We start from the raw sequence: 15890 nt of genomic DNA, 5'->3' as shown, positions 1-15890 counted from the left end.
GGCGGGAGCGGACTATTCAGGCGATAGCGCCCGGCCTCTTCGACGAGCAGGCCGGACTCCAGCACCATCTTGGTCAACTCCTCGACGAACAGCGGAACGCCGTCGGTCTTGTCGATGATCTGCTTCATCATCTCGCGCGGCAGCTGGCGACCGACGACCACCTGTTCGACCAGCGCGCGCGTGTCCTGCCGATCGAGCCGGTCGAGCCGCAACAGACCGACATTGGCAAGGCCCGACCAGGAGGGCTCGAACTCCGGCCGGGATGTCATGAGCCCGAGTATCGGCAGCGCCCGGATCCGATCGACCGCGAGATCGAACAGTTCAAGCGTCGTGGCATCGGCCCAATGCAGATCCTCGCAGATGACCAGCAGAGGCTGATCTCGCGCCAATCCTTCGAGCTGATCGAGCAGCGCGGCAAATGTCTGTCGCCGCTGCTGCGCCGGACTCAAGCCAAGGGGCGGGCAATGGTCACCGGTTGGAATCGACAGCAGCGCCGCAATGAGCGGCGTTGCCCGGGCGACCTGCCGGGTTCCAAGCGCCAGCATTGCCTCGAGCTTGCCGAGCTTCTGGTCCGGCGTGTCGTGCGAGCGGATTCCGGCGGCGCGCTCGAGCTGCGCGACAAAGGGATGCAGCGCGCTGTTGGTATGGTAGGGCGAACACTGATATCGCACCCGACGGTGCGCCCCCAACGAGGGGCTTTCGGACAACGTTGCGACAATGCGCGACTTGCCGATGCCGGCTTCGCCGGAAATCAAGACGATCTGGCCCTGGCCCTGCCATGCCTCGCGCTGGCGCGAGAGAATGAATTCGATCTCGTCCTTGCGGCCGACAAAGCCGATCGAGCGCGCGGCGCGGACCGCCTCGAAGCGGCTCTCGGACGCGGTCGCTCCTTCCACCGCCCATACCGCGATCGGTTCGCCTATCCCCCTGACTTCGCGGCGGCCGAGATTGCGAAAGGTGAAGAGATCCCCAAGCAGCCGGCGCGTCGACGACGCAACGACGACCACCCCCGGTTCAGCCAGGCTTTGGAGCCGGGCAGCGAGGTTGGGCGTATCGCCGACGGTTGCGTGCTCCTCCGACGCGTCTCCGCTGATGAGGTCGCCGACCACCACAAGCCCGGTCGCAATTGCGATCCGCAGCTCGACCCTTTCGCCGGCGCCTGTCTTGAGCTGGCGAATCGCGGAGATGATGTCGAGGCCCGCTCGCACTGCGCGTTCCGCATCATCTTCGTGGGCGCGCGGATAGCCGAAATAGACGAGTATCCCGTCACCGACGAACCTGGCTATCCTGCCGTCATAAGCTGCAATGACGCCCGCGCACGCAGCGCGGTAGGCCCGGATCACTTCCCACATATCCTCGGGATCGAGACGCGCCGAGAGCGCAGTCGAGCCGACCAGATCGCAAAACATGACGGTGAGATGGCGTCGCTCGGCGTCATGAGGAGGAGCCGGCGAGGCGATCAACGCGGCTGGGTCGAGTTCGGCGATGGCACGCAGCATCTTGCGGCGATGACCGAGCAGGACTCCGAGCTTGTCAAAGTCCTCGTCCATCAGCTCGGGGAGGACGCCCACGTCGATCCCATTCTGGACAAAACGCTCTGCGTATTGCCCAAGCCCCAGCTTCCCGAGCCACTCCGCAATCTGCATGGCTCCACCGATGTTGTGGCTGGCAGTTAGCAAAATCCTGGACCACCGCCGCGCCGAGACGATATCCCAACGTCACCATGATCGCACGTCTTGTTTGCTGCGCGAAAATTTCGGTTACTCGATACCGACGAGGTTTTCGGCCGAGACACTGCTCGAAGCGAATGGCCGCGCTACCAAACATCGCCGGCGCGTAGCGTTGGACGGCAGAGGTTGCGATGAGTGGTCAGTGCTCACTCCAGAAGAAGCCGAACCAACACTGCGGCTTGCGCTCACGTATGACGCCAAACGGGCGTTTCTTTCGTGAGCGCAGTCCTTCATTGCTCCTTCATCGGCGCGTCGTGGTTGCGAGCCATCGTGCCCGCCACAACCTGAAGCGAGGAGCCAACCACCCAACAGCCGGCGACAAAGCCGATCAGGCCGCTCGGCAGATTCTGATCAAGGACAAGGATGCTGACGGACAGAGTTGCGGCAATGGCCGCGCCGAACGTCCCGGCCGCACTCATGATCTCGGCCGGCTCGGAGCCGTTCCATTCCTCCGAGATGCTCGATGTCGGCTTCCGCGCGACATTGCCGGACAAATCAATTCCGACGTAACAGCTGATAGCTCCGTAGAGCATTGTCAGAAGCACAATCCAGCCGCTTTCGAACAATCCGCCTTTCTGACGCAACAGGGTTGCACCGACATAGAGGCCGCAAGAGGCCCCAACGGCCGCCAGCCCGATTCTTTCAAGGATATGGGCCGACTTGATCAGACTGGAACGAGCGATCCCAAGACTGCCGACGTGCCTCTTGAGGGAGAATGCGCTGGAAATTGCGCTGCTAATCTTCATTGGGGGGCTCCTTCTGAGTAATTGGCAGCCTACTGGCTGAGCCCAAATAGACGCTGCCGAGACGCGTTTCTCGATGCCCTTGATTCCCACTTCTGAAAAATCTTTGCTGAGTGATGGGGCTGGCTTGCTCGTGCGCAAGACGAGGAGCCAATCCAAAGCTGCGCGCACGCGGCTGCGCAGGCATTGCATCTCACCCGTATTTGTCGAATTGAAGTCCGGGTGCGGCAATTTCTTGCCGGAGTGATAGTTCAAAACGCGAGGGCTGAACTATGAAGCGGTTCACATACAGCTGTTTCCTGCCGCTCCATCCGGTCACGATTTGCGGAGGACGTGAGGCTCGCAGTCAGGCCGACCACTCCTCGCCCCAGACCTGGACGACGTGGCCCGGCGACACCTCGCGATACTGCCGCACCGGCGGCTGGTAATCCGGTGCGCGCACCGGGCTTCTGATCTCATCGTTCGAGGTTTCGCGACGAGTGCCGCGGCGCGACGGGTCAGGCACCGGCACCGCGGCCATCAGCTTCTTCGTATAGGGATGCTGCGGATTGCCGAACACGGCAGCGCGCGGACCGATCTCGACGATCTCGCCGAGATACATCACCGCGACCCGGTGGCTCATCCGCTCGACCACCGCGATGTCGTGGGAGATGAAGAGATAGGCGAGGCCCATGCTGGCCTGGAGATCGAGCATCAGATTGACCACCTGCGCCTTGACCGAGACGTCGAGCGCAGAGACCGCCTCGTCGGCGACGATCAGCTTCGGCCCGAGCGCGAGCGCGCGCGCAATACAGATGCGCTGGCGCTGGCCGCCGGAGAATTCGTGCGGGAAACGTGCGGCCATATCCGCAGTGAGGCCGACGCGCACAAGGAGGTCAGCGACCTTGTCGCGGGCCTGTGCAGCCGTGGCGAGCCCGTTGGCGAGGAGTGGCGCGGCGATCGCCGTTCCCACCGACATGCGCGGATTGAGGCTCGCGAACGGATCCTGGAACACGATCTGCATGTGCTTGCGGAAATCGCGCAAAGCTCGGCCGTTCATCGCCAGCACGTCCTGGCCGTCGATCAGGACCGTGCCGCTGTCGGGCTCCGTCAGCTTCAGGATGGAGCGGCCCGTCGTGGATTTGCCGCATCCGGATTCACCGACCAGCGCCAGCGTCTCGCCGGCGCGCAAGGTGAACGAGACGTTCTCGACCGCGTGAACACGGCCCGAGACTTTTCCAAACAGGCGCGAGCGGATCGGAAAGCGCGTGGTGAGGCCTGAGACCTCGAGCAGCGGCCGCTCGGCCGTCGAGACCGTCTCGGGCGTCTCTATCGGCTCGTCCGATGTGCCCGTCACCTTGTCGACGATGGGAAAACGCATCGGCCGCGGGCGTCCGTCCATCGAGCCGAGGCGCGGCACGGCCGCGAGCAGCGCGCGCGTATAGGGATGCGCGGGCGCGGCGAAGATGCGCGAGGTGGCGTCAGTCTCCACCGCCCGCCCGCCATACATCACCACGGTGCGATCGGCGATCTCGGCGACCACGCCCATGTCGTGGGTGATGAAGAGGATCGACATCCCCTCCTCCTGCTGAAGCTCTTTCAGGAGCTCCAGGATCTGGGCCTGGATGGTGACGTCGAGCGCCGTGGTCGGCTCGTCCGCGATCAGAAGCTGGGGCTTGCAGGCCAGCGCCATCGCGATCATCACGCGCTGGCGCATGCCGCCGGAGAAGCGGTGTGGATGCTCGTGGAAGCGCGACTTCGCCGCCGGGATGCGGACGCGGTCGAGCAGACGGATGGTCTCGGCCTCTGCTGCTGCGCGCGACAAGCCGCGATGCTGGATCAGCGCTTCCGCAATCTGAAAGCCGATGGTGAGCACGGGATTGAGGCTCGTCATCGGCTCCTGGAAGATCATGGCAACGTCATTGCCGCGGATGTCCTTCATGCTCGCTTCGGGCAGCGACAAGAGATCGCGCCCGGCGAGATTGATCCGGCCCTCGATCCGTCCGATCTCCTTCGGGACGAGCCGCATGATCGAGAGCGCCGTGACGCTCTTGCCCGATCCGGACTCGCCCACGATCGCCACGGTTTCGCGCGGCGCAATGTCGAACGAGACGTTGCGGACGACGGGAACCCATTGCCGCTCGAGCATGAAGGAGGTGGTGAGCCCGGCAACCGACAGTACCGGCGCCTGCGCTTCGGCGATATGTTGATCAGGTGCCTTTGCGCCAATGCTCATGCGAGGGTCCTAATATCCACGTGTACGATCGACCCGCCCCGGCAGCTCTTCGCCGCGGCGGTGACGTGCGATGACGTCGAGCACATGGTCGACGGCCGTATCGGGCGAGGTCATGCTGGCATTGTGCGGCGTCAGCAGGATGCGCGGATGGCTCCAGAACGGATGGCCTGCCGGCAGCGGCTCGGGCTCGGTGACATCGAGCACCGCACCCGACAGCGCACCGCTGTCGAGCGCCGAGAGGAAATCGGCTTCGACGAGATGCGGACCGCGGCCGACATTGACGAGCCCCGCACCGCGCGGCAGGCGCGCGAACAGTTCGGCGTTGAGGATGCCGCGGGTCTCGTCGGTCAGCGGCAGCAGGCAGACGAGGATGTCCGTCTGCGCGAGGAAATCGGCTAAGGCCTCGGCACCCGCATAGCAGGTGACGCCGTCGATCGCGCGCGGCGAGCGGTTCCAGCCGAGCAGCTGAAAGCCGAACGTCTTGAGCCGTTCAAGCACGGCCTGGCCGAGCTGCCCAAGCCCCATCACGCCGAGACGCCGGCGTTTGGCCGGCGTGATCCGGATCTCGCGCCAGACCTGTTCCTTCTGCTGAGCGATGAAGTGCAGGAGATCGCGATGCAGCGCGAGCACGGCCATGCTGACATATTCGACCATGGTCTCGGCGATGCCGGGCTCCAGCATGCGGACCAGCGGAATGTGCGCCGGAACTTTCGTGGTGTCGAACTGATCCACACCCGCGCCGACCGAAAAGACGAGCTCAAGATTGGGAAACGTCGTCGCGATATCGTCAGGCGGCACCCAGGCCACGAGATACCGCACCGCGGCGGGATCACCGATGTCAGGCCACAGGCGGAACGGCACCTCGGGCGCGCGTTCCGCGAAGAAGCGCGCCCACTCGGCGCCGCGAACCATGTTGGCCTTGTAGAGAACCGTCATGGAAGCGCTCAGAACGGGCTGACCGGCGCGAGCCGGCGGCCGTCGATCATGCGCTTGTGGCTGTAGGCGGCAGGATCGACCAGCGGCTTCGCGCCGGTCACGATATCGGCGGCAAGCTTGCCGGCCGCGGGGCCAATGCCGAAGCCGTGGCCCGAGAAGCCGGTCGCAAGGAAGAAACCCGGCAGCGCATCGACGGGCGAGATCACGGGAATGGTGTCCGGTGTACAGTCGATCGTGCCGCCCCAGGCTTCCGCGATCTCGATGTCCTTCAGCTCGGGGTTGGACTTGATCAGCGCGGCGAGCGCGGCGGTGACCAGCGACATGTCCGGCGCCGGGTCACGCACGCGCTCGGCCTCGAACGGCGACGGCTTGTCGAAGCTCCAGCTCGTGCCGCGCATGAGCTGGTCGAAGAACGACCTGCCGAACGACAGCTTCAATCCGTTCTTGCGATGCTGATAGGTCGGCCAGAAGGTGCGCGCGTAACGGAACAGGTCGGGCGACAGCTCGACCGTGCCGCGGTTGCGCAGCGCCAGCGTAAAACCGCCGTCGAGGCGGCGGCGGATGCAGTAGAAGTCGGTGCCGAGCGCGCCCGAGGTGATCTCCGGCCCCGGCGTGGTCCGGCAGGCCGTGGCATTGACGAGGCCGATCGGCAGCTCGATACCGTGGCGGCGGCAGAACAGCGATGACCAGGCGCCACCCGCCAGCAGCACGGATTGGGTGCGAATGGTGCCCTTCTCGGTGACGACGGCGCTGACCTGCCCGCCGGTCGTCTCCAGCCCGCGCGCGGCGCAGCCCTGATGAATGGTGACGCCGTGCTTTCGCGCGGCAGTCGCAAGCGCGGGCACGGCCATAGATGGCTCGGCGCGGCCATCGCTCGGCGTGTGCAGGCCGCCGACCCATTTGTCGGCATTATCAGGCATGCGCTCGGCAACCTCGGCCGGCGTCAGCACGGTGGAGTGAACCTGCTGCTCGCGCGCGATCGCAGCCCAGCGCTCCCAGCCAGCGAGCTCGTCCTGGCTCTTGGTGAGGAACAGGACGCCGGTGCGGCGGAATCCGGCATCGACGCCGGCGTCGTTCTGCATGTCCTCCCAGAGCCGCAGCGCCTCGCGGGCGAGCGGGATTTCCTCGCGCGCTCGGCCCTGCTGACGGCACCAGCCCCAATTGCGGCTCGACTGCTCGCCGCCGACACGGCCTTTCTCGACGAGGGCGACGGAATGGCCCTTCTTCGCCAGATGATAGGCGGCGGAGACACCGATCACGCCGCCGCCGATGACGACGACATCCACCTGCGCCGGCAGGCGTTCGTCGCTGTTTATACGGTTGAGCGGCGGGGACATGGGACACTCCTGGACTTCAATTCGATCGAGATCTTGCTCGTCATGGGATGTTCATTCGCGGATCGAGCGCATCGCGCAGGCCGTCACCGAGGAAGTTGAGGCTGGTCACCGCAAGCGTGATCGCGACACCCGGCACGATCGCCAGCCACGGCGCGCTGGTGAGATAGATCTGCGCATTGTTGAGCATGTTGCCCCAGCTTGCGGCCGGCGGCTGGATGCCGTAGCCGAGATAGCTGACATAGGATTCGAGCAGGATCGCCTTGGCGACGTTCAGCGTCGCCGACACCACGATCGGCGCGATCGCGTTGGGCACGAGTTCGCGGAACATGATCCGCAGGTTCGACGAACCGAAGGCGAGCGCGGCGACCGCGAATTCACGTTCGCGCAGCGAGCGGACTTGCGCCTCGACGACGCGGGCCACCGCCATCCAGGCGGTCGCCGCGATAAGGATGGTGGTCGTGACGAGACCCGGCTCGGTGAGCGCGGCGAGCGCGAGCAGCAGGAAGATGGTCGGAAAGCACAGCACGGCGTCGACCAGCCGCATCAGCACCGCGCCGACCACGCCGCCATAGAAGCCGGCGAAGGCGCCGACGACGATGCCGACCGCCATCGCCATCACCATCGCGACGATGCCGATCGAGAGCGACACCCGTCCGCCCATCATCAAGCGCGCCAGCACGTCGCGGCCGAGTTCGTCGGTGCCGAGGATATGCGCGCCCGACAGCGGCGGCGCGAACCGCTTCATGATATCGATATAGGTGTCGTCGAACGGCAGCAGATAGGGACCGATCGCCGAGCCGAGCACGAGAACCAGGATGATCACGGCGCCCGCGAGGGCGAGGCGATGCCGGCGGAAGCGTCGCCAGGCCGCCTGGCCAGGCGCGAGCTGAACGGTGGAGAGACTAGCAGTCGCCATCGCCTAGCCCACCCGGATGCGCGGATCGACGACGGCATAGAGGATGTCGGCGAGCAGCGAGCCGATCAGCACCATGGTCGCCGAGAACATCAGGATGCCCATCACCACGGGATAGTCGCGGTAGCCGATGGAATCGAGGAACAGCCTGCCCATGCCAGGCCAGGTGAACACGGTCTCGGCCACCAGCGCGCCGCCGAGCAACGTCGGAAACTGCAGGCCGGCCACCGTGATCATCGGCAGCAGCGCATTGCGCAGGCCATGCACGGTGAGGATGCGCCATTCAGGCAGGCCCTTGGCTCGCGCGGTGCGGATGTAGTCCTGGCTGATGACCTCGAGCATCGAGGAGCGCATGAAGCGCCCCCACATCGCAGTCTCGACCAGCGCCAGCACCAAGGCCGGCGCGATCAGATGATGCAGCAGGTCGAGGAAGGAGCCGTCGCCGACGGTCTGCCGGTTGCCGGCCGGCAACCAGCCGAGCTTGACCGAGAACACGTAGATGGTGACGAGGCCGAACCAGAAGGTCGGTATCGACAGTGCGATCATGGCGCCGACGGTGGCGAGCGTGTCGAACAGCGAATAGCGACGCAGCGCGCCAAGGATGCCGATCCAGCAGCCGAGCAGCACCGCGATGATGGTGGCCGTCGCCATCAGCTCCAGCGTGGCGCCGAGATGCGAGGAGATCACCGACAGCACCGCCTCGCCGTCGCGATAGGACTTGCCCCAATCGCCCTTCAGCATGCGGCCGAACCAGTCGAGATACTGGATCGGCAGCGGGCGATCGAGCCCCAGCTGCTTCGTGACGCGATCGAGATCGTCCTGCGTCATTTGCCCGGAGACGGCAAACTGCGAGAGCGGTCCGCCCGGCGCCATGTGCAGAATGGCAAAACCGATCGCCGAGACGATCACGAGCAGCATGAACGCCTGCGCCAGGCGATTGACGACGTAACGGGCCATCTCAGCTGATCCAGCGTACCCGAGACATCAGGCCCAGTACCATTCGCGGATGTTCCAGCAGTTGATGGAGGTGTTGATGTTGGGACGGAAGCCCTGCAGCCCTTCCTTGACGCCTTCGGCGATGAAGCCCTGGAACATCGGCAGGATCGCAAGGTCGTTGCGGATCAGCTTCTGCAGCTCGCCATAGGTCGTCTTGCGCTGCCCCAGATCGAACTGCTTGGCGCCTTCGGCGAGGAAACGGTCGGCCTCGGGATTCTTGTACTGATAGGTGTTGTAACCGCGGCCGCCCTGGGCGGGAATGGCGCCGGAGCCGAAGCGCGGCGTCACGTCGGGGTCGCTGCCCAGCATGAAGTTCACGGATACCAGCACCGAGTTGAACTTCGACTGCTGCCAGAAATCGCCCCAGATCACCGCGGCCGGCATGTTGTTGACGCGCATCGCTGCACCGATCGCGCGCCAGTCCTGAATCAACAGCTGCTGGGTCTGCTCACGCACCGCATTGCCCGACGTCGTCGAGTTGGTGAATTCGAGCTTGACGCCGCCCTTCTCGCGAATGCCGCCGGAGCCGCGAACCCAGCCCGCAGCATCGAGCAGCGCGTTGGCCTTGGCAGGATCGTATTTGTGTTGCGGCAGGCCCCTCTGGAACGACCATGCCTGCTGCGGCACGAAGCTCTCGGTCTGGGTCGGCAGACCGTAATAGAGCGCATCGATGATCGCCTGCTTGTTGATCGCGAGGTAGAGCGCCTCGCGTACCGCGCGGTCGGCAAAGGGGCCGAACTCCAGGTTGGGCGCGATGTGCTCCACCGAGGAGGTCGCGGAGACGAAGATCTTGCGCCCTTTCAGCGTCTTCGCCTCCTGCACGAAGTTCGGCAAGATGCCTTGCAGACCGGTGTAGTCGACCTGGCCGGTGCGGAACTGGGTGTAGAGTACGGTGAGATCAGGGATGTATTTGAAGACCACGCGTTCGACGTACGGCCCCTTGCCGTGATAGCCGGTGTGGGCATTCAACTGGATATGATCGCCGGGCACGCGCTCGCCCCAGCGGAATGGGCCAGTGCCGACAGGCGCGTTGTGGAACGGCGAGGCGTTCGGGTCGGTCACCTTCTCCAGGATGTGCTTTGGCACTATGAAGGTCAGCGATCCCAGGATCGACATGTAGGGCGAATAGGGAGCTTCCATTCGCCAGTGGATCTCGTCCGCGGCGACGACCTTGATGTCCTTCACAAGGCTATGACCGACGCGGCTGCGCGCGCGGAAATTGGAATCGTTGATCAGATCGAGCGAGAACTTCACGTCCTCGGCCGTGAACGGCATACCGTCATGCCACTTCACGTCGCTGCGCAGCTTGATCTTCCAGGTCAGGCCGTCGGCCGACAGGCCTCCATTCTCGATGGTCGGGACTTCGCGGGCGAGGTCCGGAACGAAATTGCCCTCGGGATCAATGTACCAGAGAAGCGAGAACACCTGCCACCAAACGCCCTGATCGACCTCGATGCCGGGCATCAGCGGATGAAAGACGGTCGGCTCCTGCGACAGCGCCGCGATCACCTGGCCGCGCGGCTTGTCCGGCGGATTGGTCGGGCGTTCGGTCTGCGCGAAGGCGTTGCCTGCGAGGCCCCATCCTGCCGCCGCACCGGCACCGAGCTGAAAGAACTGACGGCGATTCGGACTACCGAGATGCACTGCCCCAACGCCGAACTTGCCGGTGTCGCTTGCCATGACCCACTCTCCGTTGTCGCACGCGGCACCGTCTCCCGCGCCCCGAAACCCCGGCAAAGGGACAGGAGTGGGCTTTAGTGCTTCTAAATTTTTCGATCAAAAGTTCATCATGACTAAATACAACTGTCAATCGCATTGCTAGTATGCGCGACCTTTTCACGGTGGCTGAACTTCGGATCGATGCGGTCCGGGGCAAGACGATGCATGGAGAGCGACATGGATGGTCGCAGCGATACGAACGGCACCAAGGACACCCCGGCGATCGAGGCCGAGGATGCGGTCGACCAGCGCCTCGGCGAGACCGTGCGGCTGCTGCGCCAGCGCGCCGGCCTGTCGATCCAGGACGTCGCCAACAAGACCGGCCTCTCCAACGGCATGATCAGCCAGCTCGAACGCGCGCGCGCCATGCCGTCGATCCGCACGCTCCGCCTGCTCAGCATCGCGCTCGACGTCCCCATCTCCTATTTCTTCGAGACGACCGACACCGCCGACGTGCAGCGCTACATCGTGCGCAAGAACGCGAGGCGCCTGCTGCGGCTCACCGCCAGCGGTGTCGTCAAGGAAGCCCTGACACCGGAAGGCAAGGGCCAGCTCGAGCTCTACGAGCTCACGCTCAATCCCGGCGCCTCCTCAGGCACCGACTTCCTCCAGCACACCGGCGAGAAGGCGGGCTACATTCTCTCGGGAAGCCTGCGGCTGTGGCTCGACAACCAGGCCCATCTGCTCGAAGCCGGCGACAGTTTCCGCTTTCCGAGCATCGTGCCGCACATGTTCGACAACCCGACCCAGCAGGTGGCGCGCGCAATCTGGGTGACGACGCTGCGCCAGACCGAATCGCCGGCAGGTTGAAGCCCGCTCGCTGTTCCCGGCGCCCCGGTGCCGCAAATTGACCCGCGACGGAGAGCCGGGCAGTCTGTAGCTCACATGATGCCGGGCCCGTCGAGATGCGCGGCTGACGTCTTTGGTGTGAGAGCATGAAAATCAGGGGGGTGCTGACACTCGCGATGGCCGCGCAGGTCGTCGTGACCGCGACGGCTCTTCTCGCCTCCTATGCCGTGACCGGAACCGCCGGCGGCTTCGGCACTCCCCAAATTATCGCGCTGCTCGCAAGTGCCGCCATTGCGGCACTGATCGCGCGTCTGTGCATGCGTGCGATCGAGACGACGCAGGACAAGCGCACGGATGCTGCCCTGGCCGATCAGGCGAAGGTCATCGCCGAGCGTGCACAGATGACTCAAGCCATCATCAAGTCCGCGCTCGACGCCTTCGTGCAGACCGACGAGCGCGGCATCGTCCTGGACTGGAGCTTTCAGGCCGAAGCGCTGACCGGGTGGTCGCGACAGGACGCGCTCGGCGCCGACGTCGTCGACCTCCTCGTCGCCGAGCCGCTCCGGGCCGGCTTCCGGCAGCGCATGATGCGGCTGTTGCCGGAATTGACCGATACGCCGATCGGCATCCGCTTCGAGGCAAGCCTGCTGCACCGGAACGGCGACGAGATCCTGATGGAGGCATCGAGCACGGCACTGCACCTCGGCGGACGCACCATCATCAACACCTTCGTCAAGGACGTCACCCAGAAGCGCGCCGCCGAGGAGCAGCTGATCCAGGCCCAGAAGATGGAGGCGGTCGGGCAGCTCACCGGCGGCATCGCGCACGAATTCAACAACATGCTCACCGTGATCACCGGCACGATCGAGATCCTCGCCGACGCCGTGAAGGACAATCCGCCCCTTGCGACCATCACCAAGCTGATCAGCGAGGCCGCCGATCGCGGCGCCGCGCTGACGTCGAGCCTGCTGTCCTTTGCCCGCAAACAGGCGCTCCAGCCGGCCGAGATCGACGTCAACGAACTGCTGGAGGAACTGGCAAAGCTGCTGCTGGCGACTTTCGACAAGAAAATCGAGGTCGCGACCAAGCTCGACGCCAACGTCTGGCTCGCGTTCGTCGATCGCGGCCAGTTGAGCTCGGCGCTGCTCAACCTCGCGATCAACGCGCGCGACGCGATGCTCGACGGCGGCAGGCTCACGCTGACGACACGCAACGTCGTATTCGGCGTCCGCGAGGCCGTCGCGGTCGGCGCCGGCTATGCCGGCGACTATGTCGAGATCGCAATCGCCGATACCGGCACGGGCATTCCGCGGGCCATTCTCGAACGAATCTTCGATCCGTTCTTCTCGACCAAGGAGGTCGGCAAGGGCACGGGGCTCGGGCTCAGCATGGTGTTCGGCTTCGTCAAGCAGTCCGGCGGCGGCATCAAGGTCGCCTCCGAGGAAGGACGCGGCACGACATTCACGATCTACCTGCCGAAAGCCGAGACCAGCACGCTTCGCCCGGCCGGCTATGACGAGCGCAAGATCGTGGGCGGACAGGAAACCATCCTCTGCGTCGAGGACGACCGCGACGTCCGCCAATACGTCACGGTGCAGCTCGAGAGCCTCGGCTACAAGGTCATCCCGGCCGCCAACGCCACCGAAGCGCTCGCCATCGCCGCGCAAGGCAAGGCGTTCGACCTGCTGTTCACCGACATCGTGATGGCCGGCGGCATCAACGGACGTGAGCTTGCCGAGCAGATGGTGGCCGCGCGGCCCTCGCTGAGGGTGCTGTTCACCTCGGGCTATGCCTATGACTCGCTGCACATGCAGGGTCGCACCACGACGGGCGTACCGCTGCTGACGAAGCCGTACCGCAAGGCCGAGCTCGCGCGCATGCTGCGCCGCTCGCTCGACACCGCCGTCGATTCCGCGGGCGATGCGATCCCGACGCCTTACTCGGTGCAGGCGGACGTCGAAGCCTTCTTGCGCAAACAGGCGGCTGAAGACAGCGGCACGACACGATCGCGCAAGTAGTTCCGCCTCAAGCGCGATGAATCACCATCGCGCTTTAGGTTGTTGCTTGAGCATGATCTTTTCGGAAAACCGCTGCACACTTTTCCGGACCATGCTCTAGCTCATCCTCCGCCGCAGCGTCGCCGACGGCGTCTCGCCGAATTTCTCGCGGTAGGCGCCGGCCATGCGGCCGAGATGGGTGAAGCCGAGATCGAAGGCGATCTCGGTGATGGAGGCATCGGGCGCGGCCTGCGCGAGACGCGCGTGCAGGCCGGCAAGGCGCATGTCGAGCAGCATCTCCGAAATCGACACGCCGAAGTGTCGGCGGAAGCCGAGCTGGAGCGCGCGGATGCCGATGCCGGAGGCGCGGGCAAGCTGCACGAGATCGAGCGGCTCGCCGGCATTGTCCTGGAGATGGTCGCGTGCGGCGCGGAGTGCGCGCGGCAGACGCTCGGCTTGCCCCGAGAACGTCCGGATCGCATCCGACAGGCCATGCCGCTGGCCGTTGAGGAGGTGATCCAGCAGCGCCTCGCGCCAATTGGCCGTTGCGACCGGTGCCAGGCTGCCGGACGGCCCGAGGCCTTCGGCCATCAACATCAGCTCGGTAAGGCTGGCTTGCAGGCGTCGCCCGGCCGGTGCGTCCAGGTCGATCGCGGGATCGAACTCGACCACGCCAGCCGCCCTGCCCGACAGCGCCGCGGCACGCTGCTCGACCAGGCGGCGGTCGAGCAGCAGGATCGCCTGCGCGCAATCGGTCCACGTCATCCGGGTCGGAATGGTCGGCGACAGCAGCGACGCCGTCCGGCCCGGACTGGCATCGATCTCACCGGCGCCGGCACGAATGCGGGCCGAGCCCGCGAGCGGGACCTGCACCAGGAAGAATCGCTCGAGGCAGCCGGGATCAATGCTGACCGATCCGCCATAGGCGACGTAGTTGATGGAAAATCCTGCGAATGCCGCGCAATTGTGCCGGGCGGAGAAGCCGGCGGCCCGCGGCCGTGTCGGCGCGAGATCGTGCGGGCAGAAGATGCGCCCGATCTGCTCGGCCGCCTCGTCGACATCGTCGGTGGTGACGCGGGCGAAATCCGCAAGCCGTTCGGCTGCGGACGCCCCTGCGCTCACCTCCAGCACGGCTGCGGACATCGTCGACCACGCTTCGCGTCACGGAATTGCTTTAAGCCTATAATAGTTCCCCTGATACGAAAAGGGCAGCAACCGGCAAAATCGTCGTGCTGCGCGGCAATAGCTGCAGCCGGATTCGTTTAGCGGATAGACAGGCGGCCCAGGGCTGGCCGAAGCTCCCTCCCCGCCGGCATCTCTAGGAGCAAGCCATGACTGCACTCGAAAAAGGCATTACCGCCAACGGCACGGGCTATGGCGGCAAGAGCTGGAACATCCTCGGCCAGGTCTATTTCCCCAAAGCCGTCACCGATTCCACTTTCGCATTCGAGACCAACAGCGATCCCGGGCAGTTCGTGCCAGTGCACATTCACCCGACCCAGGACGAGTTCATCCTGGTGCAGGAAGGCACGCTCGACCTCAAGCTCGATGGCCAATGGGTCAAGGCCCATGCCGGCGACCTCGTGCGCATGCCGCGCGGCATCCCGCACGGCTATTTCAACAAATCCGACAAGCCGTGCCGCGCGCTGTTCTGGGTCTCGCCGATGCAGAAGCTGGAGGCGCTGTTCAATCAGTTGCACAATCTGACCGATCCCGCCGAGGTCGTTCGCATCTCGGCGCTGCACGAGGTCGACTTCCTGCCGCCCGAGGCCAACGACTAGCCGCACCAGCTCTTTCATCTGCTTGCAGGCCCGTTGGCCGCACCTTGCGGCCGAACGCAGCCGCTTGCGCGCGAAACACATCGATTGCGAGCAACCCCATGGTCAGCATCAAACATGTCTGCGTGATCGGCGCCGGCGTCTCCGGCCTCGCTGCCGCAAAGGCGTTCGCCGCCCGCGGCCACCGCGTCACCATCGTCGAGCGCAGCGGCGATCTCGGCGGCGTCTGGGAGCCGGCGCGCTCCTATCCTGACGTGCAGACCCAGAGCCCGAAGGATCTCTACCGTTACACCGATCGCGCCATGCCGGACGCCTATCCGGAATGGCCGACCGGGCCGCAGGTCCACGCCTACCTCGCCAATTATGCCAAGGGCTTCGGCCTCGACCGCATGTTGCGCCTCAACACCGAGGTCGCCGGCATGGCGCGTCGCGCCGACGGCAGCCCGGGCTGGACCCTCACCCTGACCAACAAGGCAGGCACGACGAACGAAGATTTCGATTTCGTCGCGGTCTGCACCGGACAGTTCAACGAACCGCGCGAGCTGCATTGCCCGGGCGAGGACGGCTTTCTGGCGCGGGGCGGCCAGATCCTGCACTCGTCGAAATATGGTGATCCCAAGCTCGCGAAAGGGCGCCGCGTCGTCGTGCTCGGCGGCTCGAAATCGGCGACCGACATCGCCGTGAACGCGGTGAAGTCAGGTGCGCGCGAGGTCACGATCGTGATGCGCGAGCCGGTC

General features: G+C 65.1%; 12 protein-coding genes and 1 pseudogene. 4 read left to right on the top strand and 9 right to left on the bottom strand.

Annotated features, from left to right (window positions below; genetic code table 11):
• The 8 genes and pseudogenes from A5906_RS43845 to A5906_RS05125 all read right to left on the bottom strand — a co-directional run.
• Window positions 1–1646 (bottom strand): annotated as a pseudogene (locus A5906_RS43845) (adenylate/guanylate cyclase domain-containing protein); the annotation flags it as partial.
• A gap of 314 nt (window positions 1647–1960) precedes the next feature.
• Window positions 1961–2476, bottom strand: a complete 516-nt coding sequence (locus tag A5906_RS05155) for a hypothetical protein (protein ID WP_080134197.1) — start codon at window positions 2474–2476, stop codon at window positions 1961–1963.
• Between the two features lie 343 nt (window positions 2477–2819).
• Window positions 2820–4688: an ABC transporter ATP-binding protein gene (locus A5906_RS05150; RefSeq protein WP_080134196.1), complete on the bottom strand. Its 1869-nt coding sequence runs from the start codon at window positions 4686–4688 to the stop codon at window positions 2820–2822.
• A 9-nt stretch (window positions 4689–4697) separates the two neighbouring features.
• A complete protein-coding gene (locus A5906_RS05145) occupies window positions 4698–5624 on the bottom strand; it encodes a 2-hydroxyacid dehydrogenase (RefSeq protein WP_080134195.1) in 927 nt (308 codons plus the stop codon).
• An 8-nt stretch (window positions 5625–5632) separates the two neighbouring features.
• Window positions 5633–6961: an NAD(P)/FAD-dependent oxidoreductase gene (locus A5906_RS05140; protein WP_080134194.1), complete on the bottom strand. Its 1329-nt coding sequence runs from the start codon at window positions 6959–6961 to the stop codon at window positions 5633–5635.
• A gap of 40 nt (window positions 6962–7001) precedes the next feature.
• Entirely contained in the window at window positions 7002–7877 is an 876-nt protein-coding gene (locus tag A5906_RS05135) for an ABC transporter permease (RefSeq protein WP_080134193.1), read from the bottom strand.
• Between the two features lie 3 nt (window positions 7878–7880).
• Window positions 7881–8831, bottom strand: coding sequence for an ABC transporter permease (locus A5906_RS05130; protein WP_080134192.1), 951 nt, complete (start codon window positions 8829–8831; stop codon window positions 7881–7883).
• A 27-nt stretch (window positions 8832–8858) separates the two neighbouring features.
• Window positions 8859–10550, bottom strand: coding sequence for a peptide ABC transporter substrate-binding protein (locus A5906_RS05125; protein WP_080134191.1), 1692 nt, complete (start codon window positions 10548–10550; stop codon window positions 8859–8861).
• A gap of 216 nt (window positions 10551–10766) precedes the next feature.
• Between A5906_RS05125 and A5906_RS05120 the strand changes: the two genes are divergently transcribed.
• Together A5906_RS05120 and A5906_RS05115 are read left to right on the top strand one after the other, a co-directional pair.
• Entirely contained in the window at window positions 10767–11399 is a 633-nt protein-coding gene (locus A5906_RS05120; RefSeq protein WP_080134219.1) for a cupin domain-containing protein, read from the top strand.
• Between the two features lie 125 nt (window positions 11400–11524).
• Window positions 11525–13396, top strand: a complete 1872-nt coding sequence (locus tag A5906_RS05115) for an ATP-binding protein (RefSeq protein ID WP_080134190.1) — start codon at window positions 11525–11527, stop codon at window positions 13394–13396.
• A gap of 96 nt (window positions 13397–13492) precedes the next feature.
• Here the strand turns inward: A5906_RS05115 and A5906_RS05110 are convergent, their stop codons facing one another.
• Window positions 13493–14518 (bottom strand): AraC family transcriptional regulator, encoded by a 1026-nt coding sequence (locus A5906_RS05110; RefSeq protein ID WP_080134189.1) that lies wholly within the window; start codon window positions 14516–14518, stop codon window positions 13493–13495.
• A 188-nt stretch (window positions 14519–14706) separates the two neighbouring features.
• On the opposite strand from A5906_RS05110, the gene A5906_RS05105 reads away from it, so the two are divergent.
• A complete protein-coding gene (locus A5906_RS05105; protein ID WP_024339447.1) occupies window positions 14707–15156 on the top strand; it encodes a cupin domain-containing protein in 450 nt (149 codons plus the stop codon).
• Window positions 15157–15254: 98 nt separating this feature from the next.
• On the top strand, window positions 15255–15890 hold a 636-nt coding region (locus tag A5906_RS43840; RefSeq protein ID WP_245326595.1), incomplete at its 3' end, for a flavin-containing monooxygenase.

Origin of the sequence: Bradyrhizobium sacchari (genome assembly GCF_002068095.1) — a bacterium.
GTDB lineage: Bacteria > Pseudomonadota > Alphaproteobacteria > Rhizobiales > Xanthobacteraceae > Bradyrhizobium > Bradyrhizobium sacchari.
This window is presented reverse-complemented; position numbering and strand designations above follow the sequence as displayed.